At 41.2% G+C, this 21,003-nt stretch carries 20 protein-coding genes; 15 read left to right on the top strand and 5 right to left on the bottom strand.

Annotated features, from left to right (window positions below):
- Positions 1-98 precede the first annotated feature (98 nt).
- The 7 genes from ACESK1_RS01655 (at position 99) to ACESK1_RS01625 (ending at position 6,868) form a co-directional block, all read left to right on the top strand.
- Positions 99-848: an SDR family NAD(P)-dependent oxidoreductase gene (locus ACESK1_RS01655; RefSeq protein WP_372917259.1), complete on the top strand. Its 750-nt coding sequence runs from the start codon at positions 99-101 to the stop codon at positions 846-848.
- A gap of 46 nt (positions 849-894) precedes the next feature.
- Positions 895-2,031 (top strand): ATP-binding protein, encoded by a 1,137-nt coding sequence (locus tag ACESK1_RS01650; protein WP_372917257.1) that lies wholly within the window; start codon positions 895-897, stop codon positions 2,029-2,031.
- Between the two features lies 1 nt (position 2,032).
- Complete coding sequence (locus ACESK1_RS01645) at positions 2,033-2,761, top strand: metallophosphoesterase family protein (RefSeq protein ID WP_372917255.1); 729 nt, start codon at positions 2,033-2,035, stop codon at positions 2,759-2,761.
- A 163-nt stretch (positions 2,762-2,924) separates the two neighbouring features.
- Positions 2,925-3,929, top strand: coding sequence for an acyl-ACP desaturase (locus ACESK1_RS01640; RefSeq protein ID WP_372917253.1), 1,005 nt, complete (start codon positions 2,925-2,927; stop codon positions 3,927-3,929).
- Between the two features lie 107 nt (positions 3,930-4,036).
- Complete coding sequence (locus ACESK1_RS01635) at positions 4,037-4,978, top strand: EamA family transporter (protein WP_372917251.1); 942 nt, start codon at positions 4,037-4,039, stop codon at positions 4,976-4,978.
- 31 nt (positions 4,979-5,009) lie between these two features.
- Entirely contained in the window at positions 5,010-5,582 is a 573-nt protein-coding gene (locus ACESK1_RS01630; RefSeq protein WP_372917249.1) for a Crp/Fnr family transcriptional regulator, read from the top strand.
- A 167-nt stretch (positions 5,583-5,749) separates the two neighbouring features.
- Positions 5,750-6,868: an alkene reductase gene (locus tag ACESK1_RS01625; protein WP_372917247.1), complete on the top strand. Its 1,119-nt coding sequence runs from the start codon at positions 5,750-5,752 to the stop codon at positions 6,866-6,868.
- 80 nt (positions 6,869-6,948) lie between these two features.
- Here ACESK1_RS01625 and ACESK1_RS01620 read toward each other — a convergent pair whose 3' ends face one another.
- A complete protein-coding gene (locus ACESK1_RS01620) occupies positions 6,949-8,502 on the bottom strand; it encodes an aldehyde dehydrogenase family protein (protein WP_372917245.1) in 1,554 nt (517 codons plus the stop codon).
- Between the two features lie 61 nt (positions 8,503-8,563).
- Positions 8,564-9,106: a 3-hydroxyanthranilate 3,4-dioxygenase gene (locus ACESK1_RS01615; RefSeq protein ID WP_372917243.1), complete on the bottom strand. Its 543-nt coding sequence runs from the start codon at positions 9,104-9,106 to the stop codon at positions 8,564-8,566.
- Between the two features lie 176 nt (positions 9,107-9,282).
- Between ACESK1_RS01615 and ACESK1_RS01610 the strand changes: the two genes are divergently transcribed.
- The 8 genes from ACESK1_RS01610 to ACESK1_RS01575 all read left to right on the top strand — a co-directional run bounded on the left by ACESK1_RS01610 (position 9,283) and on the right by ACESK1_RS01575 (position 19,363).
- A complete protein-coding gene (locus ACESK1_RS01610; RefSeq protein WP_372917241.1) occupies positions 9,283-10,359 on the top strand; it encodes an isoaspartyl peptidase/L-asparaginase family protein in 1,077 nt (358 codons plus the stop codon).
- Between the two features lie 194 nt (positions 10,360-10,553).
- Positions 10,554-11,069 carry a GbsR/MarR family transcriptional regulator gene (locus tag ACESK1_RS01605; protein ID WP_372917239.1) on the top strand — a complete coding sequence of 172 codons (516 nt, stop codon included), beginning with the start codon at positions 10,554-10,556 and terminating at the stop codon, positions 11,067-11,069.
- Positions 11,053-12,174: an efflux RND transporter periplasmic adaptor subunit gene (locus tag ACESK1_RS01600; protein ID WP_372917237.1), complete on the top strand. Its 1,122-nt coding sequence runs from the start codon at positions 11,053-11,055 to the stop codon at positions 12,172-12,174. Before ACESK1_RS01605 ends, ACESK1_RS01600 begins: the two co-directional genes overlap by 17 nt.
- A gap of 6 nt (positions 12,175-12,180) precedes the next feature.
- Entirely contained in the window at positions 12,181-15,324 is a 3,144-nt protein-coding gene (locus ACESK1_RS01595) for an efflux RND transporter permease subunit (RefSeq protein ID WP_372917235.1), read from the top strand.
- Between the two features lie 6 nt (positions 15,325-15,330).
- Positions 15,331-16,722 carry an efflux transporter outer membrane subunit gene (locus ACESK1_RS01590; protein ID WP_372917233.1) on the top strand — a complete coding sequence of 464 codons (1,392 nt, stop codon included), beginning with the start codon at positions 15,331-15,333 and terminating at the stop codon, positions 16,720-16,722.
- Between the two features lie 128 nt (positions 16,723-16,850).
- Positions 16,851-17,150 (top strand): thioredoxin, encoded by a 300-nt coding sequence (gene trxA / locus ACESK1_RS01585; protein ID WP_372917231.1) that lies wholly within the window; start codon positions 16,851-16,853, stop codon positions 17,148-17,150.
- A 220-nt stretch (positions 17,151-17,370) separates the two neighbouring features.
- Complete coding sequence (locus tag ACESK1_RS01580) at positions 17,371-18,498, top strand: adenylate/guanylate cyclase domain-containing protein (RefSeq protein WP_372917229.1); 1,128 nt, start codon at positions 17,371-17,373, stop codon at positions 18,496-18,498.
- 10 nt (positions 18,499-18,508) lie between these two features.
- The gene (locus tag ACESK1_RS01575) at positions 18,509-19,363 is read left to right on the top strand and encodes a phosphatase PAP2 family protein (RefSeq protein ID WP_372917227.1); all 855 of its coding nucleotides are present in this window, start codon (positions 18,509-18,511) and stop codon (positions 19,361-19,363) included.
- On the opposite strand, the gene ACESK1_RS01570 is transcribed toward ACESK1_RS01575, so the two are convergent.
- Genes ACESK1_RS01570 through ACESK1_RS01560 form a run of 3 tightly spaced genes read right to left on the bottom strand, consistent with a single transcriptional unit; the run spans position 19,364 to position 20,999 of the window.
- Entirely contained in the window at positions 19,364-19,861 is a 498-nt protein-coding gene (locus ACESK1_RS01570) for a YciI family protein (RefSeq protein WP_372917225.1), read from the bottom strand.
- 6 nt (positions 19,862-19,867) lie between these two features.
- Positions 19,868-20,341 (bottom strand): CYTH domain-containing protein, encoded by a 474-nt coding sequence (locus ACESK1_RS01565; protein ID WP_372917319.1) that lies wholly within the window; start codon positions 20,339-20,341, stop codon positions 19,868-19,870.
- On the bottom strand, positions 20,334-20,999 hold the full coding sequence (locus tag ACESK1_RS01560) for an NAD(P)H-binding protein (protein ID WP_372917223.1): 666 nt from the start codon (positions 20,997-20,999) through the stop codon (positions 20,334-20,336). Before ACESK1_RS01560 ends, ACESK1_RS01565 begins: the two co-directional genes overlap by 8 nt.
- Positions 21,000-21,003: the final 4 nt, after the last annotated feature.

Here is a 21,003-nt window from a genome sequence, read left to right as displayed (position 1 = left end):
GTATTATTAACGAAATTTAACAGGGTTTAACCTTGTCTTAAAAAAGACATGCACTAAGTTTATTCAAATTTTTATACTCTAAAACTAAACCAACTCCAATGAAAACTGCCCTTATAACCGGAGCAACCAGTGGAATAGGCCTTGCCACCGCCAGACTTCTCGCAAAAGAAAAGATTCAATTAATCATTTGCGGAAGACGAAAAGACCGATTAGCTGAACTGCAGGACGAACTCCAGAAATTGGTTCCTGTTCATGTCCTCCGTTTTGATGTGAGAAACAAGGAAGACGTCTTTGAAAAGATTGACCAACTTCCTGAAGAATTCCAAAAGATAGATATCCTTATTAATAATGCCGGAAATGCCCATGGCCTGGACCCAATCGAAAACGGCAACACCGATGATTGGGATGCAATGCTCGATATAAATGTAAAAGGGCTTTTGTATGTAAGCAAGGCAGTGATTTCAGGAATGATAGAGAGAAAAAAAGGCCATATTATCAATATTGGATCAACGGCGGGAAAAGAGGTTTACCCTAATGGAAATGTATATTGTGCCAGTAAACATGCCGTAGATGCACTGAACCAGGGAATGCGGATAGACCTGAATAAATATAAAATTAAAGTAGGGGCTGTAAACCCCGGCCTTACCCAAACCGAATTCAGTGAAGTGCGATTTAAGGGAGATACTGAAAAAGCCAAAAAAGTTTATCAGGGCTATAAAGCTTTGGAAGCTAAAGATATTGCCGAGATCATCAATTTTATGATAAGCCGTCCCTTCCACGTAAATATTGCCGATCTCACGGTAATGCCCACGGCTCAGGCAAATAGTACTACGGTTAATAAAGATTAACAGGAAATAAAAGAAAGAATTCTGTCTTCGCGGAAATGACAAATTTATGATCAATAAACGCCTTTTAATAAAAAACCTTCTCGCCCACAGTGACGAAAACAGCTTTTACGATAAAAAGCTAAGACTCAATATTGGGGAAAGGGAAGGAAAGGCAAAATTCCTGAAACACGTTTGCGCTCTGGCGAATTCAAACCCTGAAAACAATTCCTATATCGTGATTGGGGTAAAAGACGCTGACAATTCCATCGTAGGCATTGATTTCTTTGACGACAGTAAAATTCAGAACCTGGTAAATGCATATCTTAATAATGCGCCCTTGATCTCCTATGAAAATATTCCATTTCCCCACCTCCCATCGCAACTGGTTGTTGGCCTGGTAACCATAAGACCCAATCACGGGAAAATATGCTCTTTGAGAAAAAACATCTGGAAGTATTACGGCGGCTCGGTTTTCCAAAGGGAAGGGAGTATTAGCATGCCGAAAAATTTCGGAATTGAGATCACCGATGAAAATTCAGGGATAGTGGCTTCCATAGAAAATCATTCTCATAACAATATCGAACTCACTTTAGACGGAGTATTTGATTTCCTGAACAAACGACAGGATTTCATGGCTACTTATAAGGTTTTTAAAGAGTATTTTGTAGTGTGCTGGGCGGGAAAAGAAAAAAAAGGAAAGGAAGGCACATATTATTCCCGGGTTGACATAGAACTCATCAATGAGCAGGTAAAACTTTTTTATTCTGAATTGGATGAGGTGAGTATAACAACGACCCAGGATCAGTTTAAAATACTGGAATTTGTTCATCTGGGATTACACGATAGTTTCAAATACTATCCTCTGGAAGAAGTGATCATTAATTTCAAGGATAACATGAGCTACGAGATTGAAAGCAAATTGCTTTTTAATCCGCCGGAATTCGATAAGAAGGTTCTATATCATATTTATAACAGCAATAATAGTCTTCTGGAAAAGCTGAAAAAAGAAAGGCCTTTAAATGAACAAGAAGAAAAGGACCTAATTAACCTTCCTTCAACATATCTTCTCTGTTATTTTAATAATTTTGAAAATGCAATCGACAAACTTGAGGAGGCAAGATTGCATCTAAAAAAATACAGCCTGGAGGCTTACAATAATTATAAGGAAACTATAAGAATTCTTAGAAAAGTAAAATACAACTAATATGGGCAGAAGTATTGCCATAGGAGATATTCATGGAGGTTTAAAAGGCCTGGTTCAGTTGTTACAACGCATTGATATAACCCCCGATGACGAACTTATTTTTTTAGGAGATTATGTAGATGGCTGGAGTGATTCGGCTAAAGTGGTTTCTTATCTCATTAAACTCGCCCAACAAAATACCTGCATTTTTATTCGTGGCAATCATGACGATCTAACTTATCGCTGGCTTAAAACCGGGGAATTAAAAGAACAATGGCTTCAGCACGGCGGCCAATCGAGCATTGATGCCTACAGAAATTTTTCGGAACAAGAAAAAAAGGAGCACATAGATTTCTACGAGCAAATGCTCAATTATTATATCGATAAAGAAAATAGATTATTTGTACACGCCGGTTTCACCAATCAGCACGGCCCTAAGGCCGAATATCATGATACAGGCTTCTATTGGGATCGCACTTTATGGGAAACGGTGCTTTCCCTGGATGAAAAGATGAAACCCAACGATAAATTTTACCCAAAAAGACTTCAACTTTTCGAAGAAATATATATAGGGCACACTCCAGTTACCAGAATTGGAGAAACTACTCCCGTACATAAAGCAAACGTTTGGAATATTGATACCGGTGCCGCCTTTACCGGACCGATTTCTGCAATTGAAGTAAATTCCAAGGAGATATGGCAAAGCGATCCTGTTTTCGAGCTATACCCCGAGGAAAATGGCAGAAATTAAGACTTCTTTATAACAAATCCACATCTTTGAATTATATATTTGTAATTCAAGGATTTTAGCTTTTATTTGTTGGCTATTGATCAATCATAAAGTGCAGCACAATATTTGTTGATAGAATTATAACCAACAACATTGTTATGATGTTTGTGAAAATTATTTAAAAATGGCCCTTAGTAACCTTAGATTAGAAGTAATGCAAACCATTGAAAAGAAAGTTGATGGTTTTATTGATGAGTACCTTATTCCTGTAGAGGATATTTGGCAACCTACTGACCTGTTGCCAAATTTGCAGAAAGAGAATTATGCAGACGAAATTGACCAGATCCGGGAAGAAGCCAAGGAATTAGGCTATGATTTCTGGGTAGTTTTAGTGGCCGATATGGTAACCGAAGAAGCTTTGCCAACCTACGAATCCTGGTTAATGGATATGGAAGGTGTTAAACAACACGGAAAATCCAGCGGTGAATCAAACAGCTGGGCCAAATGGGTACGCCACTGGACCGGAGAAGAAAACCGCCACGGAGATACCCTGAACAAATACCTTTATCTCTCCGGAAGGGTGAATATGAAGGAAATTGAAAAAACCACTCAATATCTTATCAACGACGGTTTCGATATTGGGACTGATCGCGATCCATACCGCAATTTTGTTTACACCAGTTTCCAGGAGCTGGCAACCAATATTTCACATAAACGTGTTGGGCAGCTTGCTAAGAAAAAAGGAAATAAAATGTTGGCTAAAATGTGTAATATCATTGCCGGAGACGAGATGAGGCATTACATGGCATACCGCGAATTTGTGAAAACTATTTTTGAGCATGATCCAAGTGAAATGATGCTGGCTTTCCACGACATGATGAAGAAAAAGATCGTAATGCCTGCACAGTTTATACGAGAAAGTGGGGAGGACATTGCCTCAGCATTTGAGAACTTCTCAAATGCTGCACAAAGACTGGGAGTTTACACCACAGAAGATTATATAAGCATCCTGAAAACCCTTAATAATTACTGGGAAATCGATAAAATGCGGGGCCTTACCGACGAAGCTCAAAAAGCGCGTGATTACCTGATGAAATTACCAGATAGAATGACCAGGGTTGCTGAAAGAATGGCCATACCACAGGATCAACATAAATTCAAATGGGTTGAACCAAACGGAACGCTATAAAGTCTTAGGCAAAAACTTATATCAACCGCTTTTTTCTAAAAGCGGTTTTTTTATTGCTTAATTTCAAGAGGTTTATTCATAATATTGCAGTTTACTAGCAATTTCAAATGAGCAATTCATCCAATCCCCTTCTTCTTATTCTGGCGTTCTTTTCCATTTACTTCATTTGGGGATCTACTTATCTTCTAAACAAGATTGCTGTAACCGAACTACCCCCCTTTATGCTGGCGTCTATTAGGTTTATTTCTGCCGGATTGCTTATTTTTCTTATTTGCAAAATCCTCAAGATAAGCTTGACTATATCCAGAAAGCAACTCGTAAATACCATAATTGCGGGATTCTTATTTCTCGCCTTCGGAAACGGGGTTGTGGTTTGGGCCTTGAAATATGTAGACAGTGGTTTTGCCGCCCTGGAGATTTCGGCACAGCCGCTGGTGGTACTTATTATGATGCGCATCTTCCAGGGAAAAAAGATCCTGCCTATGTCTATGGTAGGGGTGGTTCTCGGCATAATCGGAATTTATCTCCTGGTAAGCCAAAACCAAGTCACCAATCAGGAAAATTCCTGGTTGGGAATTGGGATGATCTTCCTTTGCTTGCTTAGCTGGTCTTATGGAAGCCTTTTTGTAGGTAAGGCGAATTTACCCACCAATCATTTTGTAAATACAGGCTACCAGATGTTCACCGGCGGGATCATCCTGCTTCTGGGAAGCCTGGCCTTCGGAGAGACCTGGAGCTGGCCAACAACCTGGAGTGATCCAACCAGATATTCGATGTTGCTCCTCATTATCTTTGGAAGCATAGTGGCCTTTACCGCCTTTAATTATTTACTGAAAGTGGTTTCTCCTGAAAAAGTTGCTACCTCAACTTATGTTAATCCCATTATAGCTCTTTTCCTTGGCTGGTATTTTTTAAATGAACAAATCACCATGCAATCTGTCGTCGCAGCGGTAGTTCTGTTAACAGGGGTCTATTTCATAAATACTAAGAAAAAACTGGTGATGTTTTCCAGATTTTCACCACGCTTTGGTAAGAAACTAAACCAATAAGTTTTAAATTGCCTGTTAAAATTTCTTCAGAATGTATTCCCAGATCCTCGATCATATATCAAAAGACATCTCACTTGGCTCTTCTGAAAAAGAGGAGTTCACCGGAATCCTTTCAGAAAAGAAGATTTTAAAAAAAGAACTCCTCATTAAACCCGGGGACAAGGTAGATTCAGAATATTACGTGGTGAAAGGTTGTCTTAAGGCTTATTACCGGGATCAGGCCGGCGAAGATCACATCATCCAGTTTGCTATTGAGGACTGGTGGATAAGCGATTTTGAAGCCTTTTTCAGAGGAACACCCGCCGAGCTCTATGTAGAAGCCATAGAGGATTCTGTGTTGCTCGGGATAGACAAAGCTGCCTTGGAATTGCTTTACCAACGCATCCCCAAATTTGAACGTTTTTTTAGGTTAAAGATCACCAATGCTTTTGTGGCTTTGAGAACCCGCATTCTCTCTTCACTTCAGAAAACAGGTAAAGAGCGCTACCTGGAATTCTGTCAAACCTATCCCCAAATCGAAAAACGCGTACCCAACTATCAAATCGCGAATTACCTCGGAATTAAACCAGAAAGCCTGAGCCGAATTCGTAAAGATTTGACGTAGCTTAACATTTTTTAACCCATCCGCTTAACATACATCAAGCATTTGAAAGACATTGAGATCTTACCTTTGTCGGTCGGTAAAATGAAGGAAAGTTCTCTTTCATTTTTCCTAAACCCTTTTATTATAAAGGGTTATAAAGTGAAATTTTAAAATTAAAATATATCAGAATGAGCAAGAAACAAGCTTTATTAGAACCTTATAATTTAAACGGTCTGGAATTACCTAATCGTGTGGTGATGGCGCCTATGACCAGGAGCCGCGCCGATAATCCTGAAAACAAACCTACAGGTGAACTTCAGGGAGAATATTACAAACAAAGAGCCAGCGCCGGACTTATCATTGCTGAGGGCTCACAGGTATCAAAACGCGCCGTAGGTTATGTAAATACGCCCGGGATTTATTCCCAGGAACAGGTTGAAGGCTGGAAAGAAGTTACAGCGAAAGTTCATGAGGCCAATGGAAGAATATTTCTTCAGTTATGGCACGTGGGAAGAATGTCCCACCCAGATTTCCATAACGGGAAATTACCTTTGGCGCCTTCCGCAATAAACCCTAATGCAAAATCTTTTACTCCTGAAGGTTTTAAGGATACCGTTACTCCAAAGGAAATGAGCATCGAAGAGATCAAAGATACAATTCAGGATTTCAAGAATGCAGCAAAAAATGCGATGGAAGCTAATTTTGACGGAATTGAGATTCACTCCTCCAATGGTTACCTGTTTCATCAATTCTTTAATGCAACTTCAAACCACCGAACTGATGAATACGGCGGAAGTATAGAAAACAGGGCTAAAATTCTTTTTGAAGTGATCGATGCGATCAAGGAAGTAATGCCGGAAAATAAGATAGGCCTACGTCTAAATCCTTCTCTGAACGGAATTTTCGGGATGACTATGGATGAGGAAACCATTCCAACCTTCGATTATATCGTTAAGAAATTGAATGATTACGATCTGGCTTATCTGCATTTATCTGAGCCATTTAATGACGTTTCTGATATTCCCTATGCTGAAACAGAAATCGCTAAACGCTATCGCCCAATTTATAATGGGACAATCATTATCAACGCTGGCTTCGACCAGGAAAGTGGAAATAAAGTAATTAAAGAAGGCAACGCCGATCTTGTAGCCTTCGGAAAACCTTTCGTTTCAAATCCCGATCTTGTTGAGCGCTTTGAGCAAAATGTGCCCTTAAGCGAATACAATCAGGATACTTTTTATACTCCGGGAAAAGAAGGTTACCTGGATTATGAAACAAAAACAGAAAGAGCTGAAGCATTGCAATAAACTATTCTGCCTTTTCACAAATAAAAAATCCCGCGATCTGCGGGATTTTTCGTTTCCTGTTCTGTTTTTAAAACTGAACTCTAAAGATCAAACTTAATACCTTGTGCCAATGGCAGCTCGGTAGTATAGTTAATGGTATTGGTTTGACGTCTCATGTAAATCTTCCAGGCATCAGATCCACTTTCGCGACCTCCGCCGGTTTCTTTTTCTCCTCCAAAGGCTCCGCCAATTTCAGCTCCTGAAGTTCCGATATTTACGTTGGCGATTCCACAGTCTGAACCTTCAACGGAAAGGAATCTTTCGGCTTCTCTCAGATTGTTGGTCATAATTGCTGAAGAAAGTCCTTGTACAACTCCATTCTGAAGTTCCAGGGCATCCGTCACATCTCCTGAATATTTCATAATGTAAAGCACAGGCGCAAAAGTCTCGTGCTGTACGATCTCGTAATGATTCTCAGCTTCAGCGATGGCAGGTTTTACATAGCAACCGCTTTCATAACCTTCACCTTCCAGTACTCCGCCTTCAACGAGAATTTTCCCGCCTTCTTCTACAACTTTATCCAGGGCGTTTTGATAATTTTTTACCGCATCCTTATCGATAAGTGGCCCCACGTGATTGTTTTCATCAAGCGGATTTCCGATACGAAGTTGCTTGTATGCAGTTACGATGGCATCCTTCACCTTATCATAAATCGATTCGTGGATGATGAGTCTTCGGGTAGAAGTACAGCGCTGTCCACAGGTTCCAACCGCTCCAAATACAGCTCCTATTACCGTATTCTTGATATCGGCATCAGGAGTTACTATAATGGCGTTATTTCCGCCTAATTCAAGAAGTGACTTTCCAAGTCTTGCAGCAACAGCCTGGGCAACTATTTTTCCCATTTTTATCGATCCGGTTGCTGAAATTAATGGTACTCGCTTATCATTGGTCATCATCTCTCCCACACGGTAATCGCCGGTAATCAGTGACGAAATTCCAGCCGGCACATTGTTCTCTTCAAAAACTCTGGCCGCGATATTCTGGCAGGCTACAGAAGTAAGCGGAGTTTTCTCCGATCCCTTCCAGATACAGGCATCACCACAAACCCAGGCTAAGGCAGTGTTCCAGGACCATACAGCCACTGGAAAGTTAAAGGCTGAAATAATTCCCACTACCCCAAGCGGGTGATATTGTTCGTACATTCTATGGCCGGGACGTTCAGAGTGCATGGTAAGTCCGTGCAACTGACGCGAAAGTCCTACTGCGAAATCACAGATATCAATCATTTCCTGAACTTCTCCCAAACCTTCCTGGTAAGATTTTCCCATCTCGTAGGAAACAAGTTTCCCAAGAGGTTCCTTAAGTCTACGAAGTTCATCATTAAATTGTCTTACTACTTCCCCACGTTGCGGCGCAGGCATGGTTCTCCATTCCTTAAAACCTTTTGCGGCGGTTTCAATTACTTTTTCGTAATCTTCCTTAGTGGTAGCTTTCACTTTTCCTATTAGGGCTCCGTCTACCGGAGAATAAGATTCTATGATCTCTCCGTTGCTAAAAAAGTCTGTGCCGGTAGAAGTTCCATTGTTAACGTCGCTTAATCCTAATTCTTTCATGGCATCCTTAATGCCAAATTTTTCTGCTATTTCACTCATTAATTTTGTGTTTTTATCTGTTCTTTTGTGTGTTGTTTGCGAAAATAATAAAATTTAAGCGCTATTCCTCATCAGAAACAAAACGCTTGTCCACGGGCATGACTTCCCCGCAATTGTTACAGGTTCTTAAATCCTTGCTCCCGTAGAAATGCTTAAAATGCTTTAAAAAATCGGTTTCAATATCGTTAAGGGGGAAGTAGACCTCATATAGCTTATTGTTGCAATTGTCACAGAACCAAAGCAATCCGTCTTTCGCGTCCGGATCGGTTCTCTTTCGTTCAACCACCAGGCCAATACTATTTTCATGTCGTTCAGGAGAGTGCGGCACTTTTCCGGGATGCAGGTACATATCGCCGGGCCCAAGTTTCATGGTTTTCTTTTTACCATCTTCCTGAATATGAACTTTGATCTCCCCTTCCAACTGGTAAAACAACTCTTCGGTTTCGTTATAGTGATAATCCTTGCGGGCATTCGGGCCGGCCACCACCATCACGATATAATCGTCAGATTCGCGATAAAGATTTCGGTTTCCAACAGGTGGTTTTAAAGTATCGCGGTTTTGCTCGATCCATTTATTCAGGTTAAAAGGTTTATTTACAGCCATAATTAGTTTTTTGCAAGCTTAAAATTACGCAATCTCCTTCACACATCCGGCTGATTATTTTCTTTTTTAAGATATGAACATTTCAATTTTTTTGCCTGAAATAATCGGCTTGATGCTCCTTCTGACAGCGGAAAGGCTTAAAATTTCTTATCTTCGGAATAAAATAACCAACAACGATGAAAAAAATATTTCTATTACTCAGTTTATCACTGTTTTTTGCCTGTAATTCTTCAGAAGAAAAAGAATTGCCGGAAGAAGTTTCCGAAGAGGAATTAGGCACCAACATCCCCGATAATTTCGGAATCGTAATTCACGGTGGAGCCGGAACCATAGTTAAGGAAAACATGACTGATTCTCTTGAAAAGGCCTACAAAGACAAATTGGAGGAGGCCATAAAGGTGGGGCATGAAATCCTTGCCAATGGCGGCACAGCAATGGAAGCCGTGCAACGAACTATAAATGTTATGGAAGATTCACCCCTTTTTAATGCCGGAAAAGGAGCGGTTTTCACCAATGCTGAAACCAACGAACTTGATGCGTCAATAATGGATGGAAAAACGCTTAATGCCGGTGCTGTAGCCGGAGTCACTACTGTTAAAAATCCTATTAATCTCGCGTGGGAAGTGATGGAAAATTCAGAACACGTGATGATGGCCGGGAAAGGCGCTGAGCTTTTTGCTGAAGAGCGTGGGATGGAGATCGTCGACCCCGAGTATTTTTATACCGAAAACCGATTTCAAAGCCTTCAACGTTTAAAGGAAAGAGACGCTGAAGAAACCGAACTGGACCATGACCAGAGCGCGGCTTTTGTAGATCCCTTTACCAAGGATTCAAAATATGGCACTGTAGGTTGCGTAGCCCTGGATAAAGACGGAAATCTTGCTGCCGGAACCTCAACGGGAGGAATGACCAACAAAAAATGGGGCCGCATTGGAGATGCTCCTATAATTGGAGCGGGTACTTATGCTAATAATACAACCTGTGCGGTATCCGCAACCGGTTGGGGAGAGTATTTTATGCGAGGAGTAGTGGCTCATGATATTTCAGCATTGATGGAGTACAAACGACTAAGCCTGGAGGATGCTGCACATGAAGTGATCCAGAATAAAGTTCCAGACCTTGGAGGAAATGGGGGAATAATCGCCATAGATTTCCAGGGAAATATCTCTATGGAATTCAATACCGCCGGTATGTATAGAGCACACATGAATAAAGACGGAGATTTAGAAATAGGAATTTACGGCGAGGAATAATCAGTAAATGGCTAATAATATTTTAGAAACCCCCATTTGAAAATCAGATAAATGGGGGTTTCTTTTTTTTAGGAATTAAACCATCACGGTTTTTTCCTGTCCTACGGCCGGCAGACTTTAACAGGATTTTAGTTTTTGCTTAGTTCGGTTTTTTCCGAACTAAAGCTAAATTTGCAGCCGAAACTTAAAAGCTTATGAGCAAATCCAACACTTTGGAAAAGAAAAAAGCAGCTTTAATCGAAAAGCTGGGCGTTCATATGGAATCCCAGGATCAACTGGCGCCTTTAGCTGCCCGCATTTATGCCAGTTTGATCTTAACCGGGAAAGGCGGTCAAACCTTCGATGAATTAGTAAGCCAGTTAAAAGCAAGTAAAAGTACCGTACATACCCATCTGAATTCATTACAAACCCAGGGAAGGGTTTCTTATTTCACCAAAACCGGCGATAGAAAACGCTATTTTATTGTGGCTCCAAACCGTTTAATTAACGTGATAGACGAGATGACGAATAACTGGAATCGCCAAAAGGAAATGCACCTGGAGATTCTGGAATATAAGTCGGCTGTAAATAAAGAGAATCCCGGTGATGCATCCCTCGAGCTGGATTTTCACAAAGATTACCTGGTTTTTCTGGAAGAGGCAGGAGAAGCCATCCGAAAATTAAAAGTCAACATCATCCAAAAACAAGAAAAGAATGAAATTTCTCAATAAACTTCTGCTTTTAACGGCCGTTGCATTAATGCTTTCCTCATGTGGTAATTCTGAAGAAAAAAACCCAACTAGCGATACCGTTGGAACATTTCCGGTAATCAGAACAGAAACCCGGAACCTAACCAGTTTTCAAAGTTTTCCGGCGAATATCGAAGGAACCGTAAATGCCGCTGTCCGGGCGAAGGTTCCAGGTTACATAACCAATGTCCTGGTTGACGAAGGAGAAGAAGTAAAACAAGGTCAATTGCTTTTTAAACTTGAAACCGAATCTTTAAGCCAGGATGCTGAAGCCGCTAAAGCCGCAGTCAACGCTGCCCAGGTTGAAGTAGATAAACTACGCCCACTTGTTGAGAAAAATATCATTAGTGAAGTGCAGCTGGAAACTGCCAAAGCACAACTTGCCCAGACCCAAAGCACTTACAACAGTATTACAGCCAATATTGGTTATGCGAATATTAAAAGTCCAGTAAACGGGAGAGTTAGTTCCATTAAATTCAGAAGCGGAAACCTGATAAGCCCCAACGATGCCGAGCCATTAACTACGGTTTCCCAAACCGAGGAGGTTTATGCTTTCTTCTCGATGAATGAAGCCGAATATTACGATTTTATGGAGCGCGTTGAAGGTGACACCCGAAAGGAAAAACTTACCAACCTACCTGAAGTTAAACTGGTACTCGCCGGCAATCGGGAATACCCTCATGAAGGAAAAATAGAAACAATAAATCCGCAGGTGAATGCCCAAACGGGAACAGTGAGTTTCCGGGCTACTTTCCCTAATCCAGAAGGTTTATTGGCAAATGGAAACACAGGAAAAATTCTGGTGCCACGCACCTATGAAAATGTGCTGGTTATTCCTTCTAAATCCACCTATGAAGCCCAGGGCCGGGTTTACACTTTTAAATTAACTGAAGGAGATACGGTGAAAAACACGCTCATCCAGGCCGGCAACAAAGTAGATGATTTGTTGATAGTGAATTCCGGTTTGGAAGAAGGCGATTTCATCGTAGCGGAAGGAGTGGCAAAACTAAGGGACGCTCAGCGAATTACCCCTCAACAAACTGAATTGGATAGTATAATTGGTAATACCCAAGCCGTTTTTAAATAAGAAATTATGCTGAAGATATTTATAGACCGGCCGGTACTTTCAACGGTTATTTCAATTATCCTGGTGATCCTGGGCCTACTGAGCATGCAAACCCTCCCGGTTACTCAATATCCCGATATCGCACCGCCGACGGTTCAAGTTAACGTGGGATATCCGGGAGCTAATGCCGAAACCATCCTGGAGAGTGTGATTATTCCAATCGAAGAGCAGATTAACGGAGTTGAGGGAATGACCTACATCACTTCCAGTGCCAGCAATGATGGAAATGGGAGCATTCAGGTGTTTTTCGATCAGGATATCGACCCCGATATCGCTGCGGTGAACGTGCAAAACCGAGTTTCCCGGGCCAATGCTTTATTACCACAAGCGGTGATCCAAAACGGAATTACTGTTCAAAAGCAGCAAACCAGTGCCCTAATGTATTTCTCTATCTATTCTGAAAATGAAGAATACGACGGGACTTTCCTGGAGAATTATATGAATATCAATATGATCCCGGAACTTCAACGTATAAACGGAGTTGGGGAAGCAAGGTCGTTTGGCGGAAGAAATTATGCGATGCGAATCTGGTTGAATCCTGAAAGACTGGCCAGTTACAACCTGGTCCCTTCCGACGTGAGAGCTGCAATAAACGAACAAAGTCTGGAAGCCGCTGCCGGTTCCATTGGCCAGAACAGCGGTGAAGAATTCGAATACGTACTGCGCTATCCCGGTCGCTATAAAACCGCGGAAGAATACGAAAATATCATTCTGAAAGCCGAAGGCAGTGGCCGTATTTTACGACTAAAAGATGTAGCCGAAATTGAGTTAGATGCTCAGAATTATACTTCGAAGATTCTCGTTAATGGGAAGCCGGGAATAAATGTTGGGGTTTTCCAAACACCCGGCTCCAACGCACAGGAGATCATTGAAGACATTGAAGTTACCCTGGAAGAATTAAAGGAAGATTTCCCTGAAGGAGTAGATTACTATGTTAATTACAACACCAACGATTTCCTGAGCGCTTCGATTTCAAAAGTCCGAATGACCTTGATTGAAGCTTTTATTCTGGTGTTTCTGGTTGTTTTTATCTTCCTGCAGGATTTCAAGGCGACACTTATTCCGGCGATAGCCGTTCCTGTTTCGATTATTGGAACTTTTTTCTTTCTGAATTTATTTGGCTACAGCATTAATATGCTTACTCTTTTTGCACTCGTTCTGGCCATTGGTATTGTGGTGGACGATGCTATTGTAGTGGTCGAGGCCGTTTATGCAAAAATTGAAGGCGGCGCAAAATCGGCTAAACAAGCTACGGTGACCGCAATGAACGAGATCGCCGGAGCCATTGTATCGATAACCCTGGTAATGGCCGCGGTATTTGTACCAGTTACCTTCCTGTCGGGGCCGGCCGGGGTTTTTTACCAGCAATTTGGAGTCACTCTTATCGTGGCAATTATCATATCGGCGGTAAATGCCTTAACGCTTAGTCCGGCGCTTTGTGCCTTGTTTTTGAAGCCTCATAATTCTGAAGGAAAAAAGAAAAAAGGATTTTTACAAAGATTTTATGATGCCTTTAATGCAGGTTTCGATGCCACCACGAAAAAATATACTCGTTCGGTTGGATTTTTATATCGTCACAAATGGATCACCGCAGTGATTCTTATCGCTGCCGTAGGGCTCACCTTCCTGGCTTCGAATAATACCCCCAGCGGATTTGTACCTACCGAAGATCGCGGGATCATCTTTATGAACCTGGAGTTGCCCGCGGGTGCTTCCCTGGACCGTACCGCCGAAGTAACCGAAAGACTTTATAAAGAAGTAATTGAAATTTCCGGAGTGCGTGGCGCCTCGATGATCAACGGCCGAAACTTTTTCTCAGGCGCCGGAGGTTCTTACGCGCTTGGATTCATTCCATTGGATAAATGGGACGACAGGAAAGATGAGAGTCTTTCCATTGAAAATATTACGGCAAAATTAAACCAGATCGCGGCCCAAACTGCGCCCGATGCCACCATAAACTTCTTCCAGCCTCCCAGTATTCCGGGATTTGGTGCTTCGGAAGGTTTTGAAGTGCAATTGCTCGACAGAACCGGTGGAGATTTTAAAGAACTGGATAATGTAGCAACTGAATTCAGTGGAAACCTTTCGGGAGAGAATTCTATCGCTTTTGCTAATAATCCATTCAATACTGAATTTCCACAATTCCAGATCGATATAGATATCGCACGAGCCAGGCAAAGCGGGGTTTCGGTAAATGAGATCCTCTCTACGCTACAAGGATATATTGGAGGAATTTTCGCAGCCGATTTCAGTCGCTTCGGGAAACAATACCGGGTTTATATTCAATCTTTACCGGAAGCAAGAAACACCCCCGAAAGCCTGGATATGATGTATGTGCGCACCGAAAGCGGTGAAATGGCGCCTATAAACCAGTTTATAAACTTAGAAAGGGTTTACGGACCACAATCGGTGAGCAGGTTTAACCTTTTTAATGCAGTGAAGTTAACAGGCTCGGCGGCACCAGGCTTTAGTTCAGGAGATGCTATTGAAGCAGTGGAAAGACTTTCAGGAGAACTTCCGCAGGGATTTGACATCGCCTATTCGGGCTTAACCCGGGAAGAAATCACTGCCGGCGGCCAGGCAGTCACCATTTTTCTTTTGAGTATTCTATTTGTTTATTTCCTGCTTGCAGCCCAGTACGAAAGTTATATAATTCCATTTGCAGTATTATTTTCTTTGCCTATCGGAATTATGGGTGCCTTTGTGACCACCTGGCTCACCGGGCTGCAAAATAACATCTTTTTCCAGATCGCATTAATTATGTTATTAGGCCTATTGGCCAAAAACGCCATCCTTATCGTGGAATTTGGAATTCAGCGCAGACGGGAAGGAATGAGTATCGTAGATTCGGCCATTGATGCCGCAAAAGTAAGATTACGACCTATTTTAATGACTTCATTTGCTTTTATTCTTGGTCTGACGCCACTTGTCTTAGCCGGAGGCGTAGGCGCCGTTGGAAACCGGTCCATCGGAACCGGCGCCGTTGGTGGATTGCTGGCCGGGACCGTGATAGGAGTATTTGTCATCCCGATACTCTATATACTGTTTCAGTATTTACACGAAAAGATAAGCGGGGCACCGCAGCCTTCAACCAAAAAAATTGAAGAATAAGTTCTTATGAAAAAATTACTGCTTCTATTTAGTATACCAATTTTGTTTCAGTCCTGTTTTGTGGCCAGGGACTACGAGCAACCAGAGGTCCAGGAATTAGATGAAAATCTTTACCGCACCGATGCAATTTCCCGGGACAGCCTCAATATGGCTGATATTGCCTGGAATGAGGTTTTTACCGATCCAATTCTAAAGAATTACATTGCTGAAGGACTTGAAAACAATATTGATATAAGGCGTGCAATTCAGCAGATGCTAATCGCTGAAGCTTATGTAAAACAGGGAAAGGCAGGATATTTCCCAACCTTGAATGTAGGTCCCAGTGTGAACCACCAGATCTTATCGAGAAACAGTCAGTTTGGTAGTTTTTTCGATGGCAGTATTACCCAGTATGATGTCACGGGGAATCTTTCCTGGGAAGCCGATATCTGGGGGAAGATCAGGAGCAATGAGAGAGCGTTTCAGGCCTCATACCTTCAGAGCGCCGCTGCACATAAAGCTGTTCAAACACGGTTAATCGCCAATATAGTCAGCACCTATTATCAGCTTTTAAGTCTTGATGCTCAAAAAGCCATTACCGAAGAAACCATCGCAAACCGGGAAAGTAGCCTGGAAACTACTAAAGCTTTAAAAGAAGCGGGTAATGTCACTGAAGTGGGTGTAAAACAAACCGAAGCCCAGTTATATACAGCACAAGCAATCCTTATTGACATAAATAACCAGATAAGACTATTGGAAAACAGTTTTTCAATTTTACTTGGGGAAGGTCCACAATCAATTGAGAGGGGACAACTTGAAGATCAGGAGATCAATACGCCTTTAAATACTGGTGTACCGGCACAACTACTTCGAAACCGGCCCGATGTTATTGCGGCAGAATACAACCTGGTGAACGCCTTTGAGCTCACAAACGTGGCGAGAAGCAATTTTTATCCATCTTTGAGCCTTTCGGCGGCTGGAGGTTTTCAAAGTCTGGAATTGGATGAATTATTCGATGTAAACAGCCTTTTCGCAAACCTGGCCGGCTCTTTAATGCAACCTGTTCTAAACGGAAGAAGGATAAGAACCGAGTTTGAAGTAGCCGAAGCTCAGCAGGAAGATGCCCTGCTAAATTTTAAACAAACTATACTTAATGCAGGCAAAGAAGTTTCTGATGCTTTATATAATTATGAAGCGAGTACTGAGAAAATAGAGGTCCTTAATAATGAATACAGCGCCTACGCTGATGCTTCAGAATATTCAGAAGAACTTCTTAATAATGGTCTTGCAAATTACCTGGAAGTATTAACCGCACAGGAGAATGCATTGAACTCTCAGTTAAACCTTATAAATGCTGAATTCAGCAAATTACAGGCTATAGTAGAACTTTACCGTGCCCTTGGCGGCGGATGGCAATAATTATTTAATTCTGTTAGTTGTTGAAGAGCCGGCCCGGACTTTTCCGGGCCTGGTTTCTTAAAAAGTTATTTTTTCGGTGCTTGTGCGACTAACCAGAAAATTAATTAAATTTATAGGAAAACAGAACTATGAAAAGCAGTTTCAACGATATCATAAATGATGATAAACCTGTATTGGTAGATTTTTTTGCCGACTGGTGTGGCCCCTGTAAGATGTTGGCTCCGATACTTAAAGATGTAAAAGCAGAATTGGGAGAAGGGGTTAAAATTGTAAAGATTGATGTAGACCGCAACCAGGAACTCGCTGCGAAATACCAGGTGAGAGGTGTACCCACTATGATCCTCTATAAAAACGGAAAGCAACTCTGGCGCCAATCGGGAGTTTTGCAAAAGCAACAACTTACCGAGATTATCAGATCACATTCATAAAATTTCTCCTCCGGGTCTCCCGATCCGGGGATTTTTCTGGTTTTCTTCAGGCCAGGTCAGACTTACAATTTACTTATTCCCCCTCAGATTTTCCCCGTAACAAAGGTTACTGATAGCAGCTCTCTTCCGGAGTAATTTTGCACTATTAAAAGTTTTGAGACACAAGCATATATTATATAGCTAATAATCTGTAATTCAGATTAAATAAAATAATTTTAATATGACGATAAATTACCCAACATCCTTAAGCATTGATAAGCGCAGGCTTTTTAAAAAAACAATGAGACAACTTGCATTTTGGGGAATAGCCTATGCTCTTTTATTCTTCACAATACACTTACATGCCGCATCTATTTTTGAAGCTTTTTTAGCAGGTGTGGATACCTCTGTAACCACCTTGTCGCTCATTGTACTGTTTTCGGTATTACTCATTAGTCCTTTTCTTGGTTTAGTTGACATTTTCCTGGAGGAAGATAGGTTTAGAAATCAACCTCTTGGTATGAATGTTTTAATCGCCGGGGGGCTTTATACCATGTTGTTAGTGGGAGCAATTAGCTTGATCAGGTTATTCATATTAAGCTTCGGAAAAAATATTTTCCTGGATGAAATTAGCTTAAGCATGCTAACCCGGCATTGGAGTTATTATTTTGTGATCTTAAGTGTTCATACCGGTTTTATGAGCCTCTTAATAGGATTTGGAAATCAGTTAAGCAAGAGATTTGGTCCAGGAATGCTTTTACCGTTTTTTTCGGGAAAATACAGATACCCCAGAGAGGAAGAGCGCATATTTATGTTTTTGGACCTTAGTTGTTCAACAAAACTTGCGGAAAAGCTTGGTCATATTAAATATTCAGCGCTGATTAAAGATAGTTTTCTGGATATTGATAAAATGGTAAAAAAATACAATGCCGAAATCTACCAATACGTAGGAGACGAGGTTGTACTTAGCTGGCCACTGGAAAAAGCCAAGAACCTGGAATATATCGACTTCTTTTTTGGGGTTGAGGAACTTTTCAGAAATAAAGAAGATTACTACAAGACTAATTACAGTATAGCTCCTGTGTTTAAAGCGGGAGTACATTCCGGAAAAGTAACAGCAGTAATGGTAGGTGATTTGAAAAAAGATATCGCTTATCACGGCGATACTCTTAATGTCGCAGCAAGATTAGAAGGCTTATGTAAAATTCATTCTCAGCCTCTTTTAATTTCTGAAGCCGTTTCCAAACTGGATAATATTGAGAAAAAATATTACTCGACTTCCCTGGGCACTCAATATTTAAAGGGTAGAAGTAATCCAGTTGAAGTTTTAAGCATTTCCAAATCTTTAAGAAAGGTTGCTGCGGCTTAAAATTAAATCTATGCAAAAAAGAAACCTGACCAATTCCCTCCTTATTATTCTACTTTTTAGCTTCGGAATCTCTTTCGCACAGGTAGGTACCTCCAATAAACAAGACAGCCTTCCAAGCACCTGGGAACTCCTTAAATACGATGGAGCCAGTGCATTTGGGGGAATGAAATACACATACTCCAGGCCAATAAAATGGGAGAAAGACGATTTCCTAACCGCCGGAGCTATTGTTTTGGGTACTGGTGCACTTTATTTGGTTGATCAGGAAACCCACGAATTTTTTATAGATCAGGACCCCAATATTCCGCAATTAATTAAAGATATTGGATGGTATTACGGGAGTCCTCAAAACAATTACGCCATAAACGGGGCGGTTTACCTCTATGGCCTTTTCACCAAAAATGAAAAGATAAGAAAGACAGGAGTCTTACTTATCTCGGCAGCTTCTACGGCTGGACTTATTCAAACCATTGCAAAAACCTCTATAGGAAGGGCAAGACCTGGAACCGGAGAAGGCAAAAGTAGCTTTGATCCATTCAGAGGAACTGGACCCTATCATTCATTTCCATCGGGACATACAATATTGTCTTTTACAACTGCTTACGCCATTGGCAAGCAATTTGACAATCCGTTTGTTAAAGCGGGTATTTATTGTTTAGGAATGATCGCTCCCGTATCCAGACTTTGGTCCGGTGCGCACTGGCTCACCGACGTGGGTTTGAGTCTCGCCGTAAGTATATTAGTGGTAGACAGCATTGATAATTATTTAAATGAAGAGCGCCTCTATGGCCCTGAAGAAAAAAACAGGATTGCCTGGAAGTTTAATATTGGCCTTGGAAGAGTTGGTCTAACAGGAACTTTTTGATCAATCTAATTTACCTCCTTTACTCGTCCACCAGGGATGAACCTCAACCTTTAGTCTTCCGGCCTTTACCATAGGGTCCAAATTAGCAAGGCTGTCAGCTTCCTTTTGAGTTGGAGTGTTATAAATTGCTATTCCTCTTATTTCATCATTTTCTTCCAATGGTCCCACTAAGCTCACAAAGCCCTCATCGGCCATACGGCTTAAATGTGATAGGTGTTGCTCCTGCAGTTTAGCCACTTCGGTAGAATCCTGATTGCGATTAGGTCCTGCCTTAAGAAAAACCATGTAATAGCGTTGCATTAGATAAGTGCTATCTTCGGTTTCATGGCGAAATACCTGGTAACCTTTTTCCTTCAGGTCATTCTCCAGGCTATCGATAGGTACAGGCGCCTCTTTTTTCACTCTTTCAGGGGCGGGAATCCCCCGTGTTTTTTCAACAGGTTGATTACAACTTAAAAACGCCAGTACAACGGTAAGGAATAAAACTAATTTCTTCAAGATTAATTATTTTTTCCAGTTTTTATATGGGTTGTTACTCAACTGAGAATTGTAATACCTGATTTCTCCGGTAACTTCATTACCAAGCCAGTCGGGTCTTTCAAATTCATCTTTTTCGGTTTCCAACTCGATCTCTGCTATTACAAGACCCTGGTTTTCTCCATAGAACTCATCTACCTCAAAAATAAAATTTCCCTGGTTTACCAGATATCTCATTTTATCTATAATTCCCGGCTTACAGAGTTTGAAAAGTTCCTCCGCTTCATTTATTTCAATTTCCTTTTCCCACTCAAATCGGCTCAATCCTTTTTCATTCGACTTACCTTTTATTGTAAGAAATGCTGAATTATCTGTTATTCTAAGTCTTACGGTTCGTTCAGGATCGGTGCTTAGGAAACCTTGTTTAATCCTGATTTTCTTGAAAGCTTCTTTTTTATAATCTTCAGATTTCACCAGGAATTTCTTTTCAATCTCAGTCATCGTCATGGGCGATATTTTTGATCTCATCAGATTCTATCCTTATTTTATCATATCCATGTTCGGCAACTTGTTGCAGAGCTTTGGCAATGGTATCGGGATGTATGCTTTGATATTTTTTAAGCGGACCAAACATCACAAAGTTAGCTGCTTTCATCAATTGTTTTGAGATAAATTCCAATGGCCGTTTCTCCTGTCTTTCTCCCCCTATTAGTGACGGCTGAAAAATATAGCTGTTTCTGATGCCGTTTTGCAGGACGGCGTTTTCCATTTCGCCTTTAGTTCGATTGTAGAAAAACCTGCTTTTGGGATCGGCTCCCAGGGCAGAGATCACAAGGAAACTCTCAATATTATTCTCTGCGCAAAGTTTAGCGGCCGTCACGGGAATTCCATAATCCACTTTGCGATAAATTTCTTTATTAGGGGTCTTTTTTTGAGTAGTTCCTATGCAACAAAAAACAACATCGCCCTTAAACTTGTCCCGGTGCTTCCCGAGTTCGAACATATCAATCAGGTGTTCTTCAATTTTTGAACTTTTGACACGTGTTGCGCTTCTGGAAAAGAGAATTATCTTTTCATACCTTTTATCCGGAATCAATCTTTTTAGCAGAAAGCTTCCGGTAAGTCCTGTTGCACCTAATATTATAGCTGTTTTGGCCATTTTC

The organism is Salegentibacter sp. (assembly GCF_041642575.1).
GTDB lineage: Bacteria > Bacteroidota > Bacteroidia > Flavobacteriales > Flavobacteriaceae > Salegentibacter.
The sequence above is the reverse complement of the archived record's forward strand: the minus strand, read 5'-3'. Positions and strand labels throughout refer to the sequence as shown.